The following is a 2,550-nucleotide window of genomic DNA, read 5'->3' on the forward strand; positions in this document are numbered from 1 at the left end:
ATGTTCTAATTTCTAATCCTAATATATATAAACTACTATTTATAATGTGAGGTATATGTATGAAAAAAATTATTAGTTATAGTTTTCGTATCTTTTTAATTACTATTTGCTTAGTATTTAATATTATTTCTTTCCCTAAGGCTTTTTCTGATGTTAATTTATTAGAAAATGCTCCTAATGATAATAAGTTGCCCCATCACTTTCGCATGACTACTGATATTTCATCATTATCAGAATATAAGGATCTTAACTTATCTGGTTTAGATAAATTGAATATTTCTGGCAGTGGGCAATTTTCAGAAACTGGCCTTGATTTAATTAAAAAATCTCTTCCTAATAACCTTCCCATTCTTGATGTTGATCTAAGACAAGAATCCCACGGATTTATTAATGGAATAGGAGTCAGCTTTGAAAATCCTAAAAATAATGCTAATAAGGGATTAACTTTACCTGAAGTTCTATCTACTGAAAAAGCCTTATTACAATCTATTAAAATAAATACACCATTAACTTTTTATAATACTGAAGTTACAGTAACTCCAGACGACGTTAAAGATGAACTTACTCTTACATCTAATAAAAACATTGGATATATTCGTATTCCTGTAACTGATGGTTCTCTCCCAAGTGATGAAATGGTTGATTATTTTATTGATATGGTTAAGAATAATCCTGAAAATACTTGGTATCACTTTCACTGTAAGGCTGGTGTTGGAAGAACTACTACCTTTATGATAATGTACGATATTATTAGAAATCACAAAGAAGTAAGCTTAAATGATATTATAAAACGTCAAGTTTTACTTTCTAAAATTAAAGAAAAAAATGCCCAAGATTTTTATACTGGAAAACATTTTGAATTTTTAAACAGCTTTTATAATAAAATTAAAGCTAAAACTACCTCCTCAATAACTTTTGAAAACTTAAATTCTAATGATTGTTATATTAAGAATTCTAATATTCCTAAACATCTTTATGTTATTTCTGATAGTTATATGACAAAGGAAGAGCAGAGTATGATCTCTGCTCTTCAAGGCATTATATCTACAAAAACTAAGGAACAGATTTATATTTTAAATAATGATGAACCTGATTATAAAATATGGCTTGAGGATTTAACATCTAATTACAATATCACTTACGAAAATATATCAAATCCTTGGATTCTCTTAGAAAAATTTAAATCATCATTTAATGGGTACATACTATATAGTAATGAAAATCCACCTTCTATTAATAATGCATTTTCCCTTGCAGGTCTAAATAATTCAATACCTATAGAGAAATCTCTTGAAACAAAACTTAATGAACTTGGAATAAATAACTTAACTAAAGATTGCAGAAATACAGATAAGTACTGGGCCTATAAAAATTTATGGAATTCTGGTTTAAACCATTCTACAGTTATACTATTATCCCCTGAAAAGTCTATGGCATTACGAGATTATGCAATAATGTCTAAGTCTCTTATATTTTATGAGGAAGATGTAAAAGACTTTTCCCTAAGAGAAAATATATTTAAATCTATGGATAAAATAGCTCGTTGTCTAGGATGGGGACCAGATGAATTTAATAATGTAAGTATATCCTCTAAGTATGGAGTAGATATGATTGCAGCAGATTGGTCTTATAATTTATCTGTATTAAGTTCATTCCCTACAAATAAACAAACCCAAAAATCTAATAATGAAATTCCTAAGGAAGGTAATGTTCATTATGTAACCTTTATTATATCTGATGGTGACAATCAACAATGGCTCCTTGGAAGTAATTATAGTTCAGAAAAATGGTATGGATCTAAAAATAGAGGTAACTTTGATTTAGGTTGGTCAATAAGCCCTTCTCTTTATTATTTAGCACCTACTGTTTTCAATAAATATTATGAAAGTGCAAGCTCAGAAAAGTATTCAGATTACTATATAGTTTCTCCCTCTGGCAATGGATATATCTATCCAAGTATGTATCCAGAAAATAAACTAAATACCTATACAAAAAGATTGAATGAATATATGAAAAAAGTAGATCAAAAATATGTATTGATTATTGATGATGATGCCTTTTATAAAACTAATTTATGGGATAAATATACTGAGAATTCCAATATAGATGGAATTTTTTATTTAGATTATAAGAAAAATAATAATTATAATGGAGAAATAGTTTGGTCTAATAATAAACCAGTAGTCTCTTGTCGTGATTTACTATGGGGTGGGTTAGAGGATTCAAATCAATTAATTGAAAATATAAATTCTAGAGCTAATACTGATAATATAGACCTAACTAATGAAGCTGCCTACACCTTTGTTTATCTTCATGTATGGAGCAATGATATGAATATCCTTCAAAATGTAGTTACTGAATTAAATAACAATCCTAAAGTAAAAATTGTAGCTCCAGATGTTTTTATGAAATTGATTAAAGATAATGTTAATCCTAAATAATATAATTACATTTATGAAGTAGTCAGTTTACTTCATACTTCATAGAGAAAAGCACATTGTGGTTGATAATTTTATTATTTGGTTAAATTTACTCCTATATCTCTTTTAT

1 protein-coding gene is annotated in these 2,550 nt (G+C 27.4%); it reads left to right on the top strand.

Going from position 1 to position 2,550, the window contains the following annotated elements; genetic code table 11:
* The first annotated feature begins 59 nt into the window (after window positions 1-59).
* Window positions 60-2,441 (top strand): GxGYxYP domain-containing protein, encoded by a 2,382-nt coding sequence (locus E6248_RS15315; RefSeq protein WP_316341635.1) that lies wholly within the window; start codon window positions 60-62, stop codon window positions 2,439-2,441.
* Window positions 2,442-2,550 lie beyond the last annotated feature (109 nt).

Source organism: Clostridium sp. (assembly GCF_032552055.1).
Classification (GTDB): domain Bacteria; phylum Bacillota; class Clostridia; order Clostridiales; family Clostridiaceae; genus Clostridium.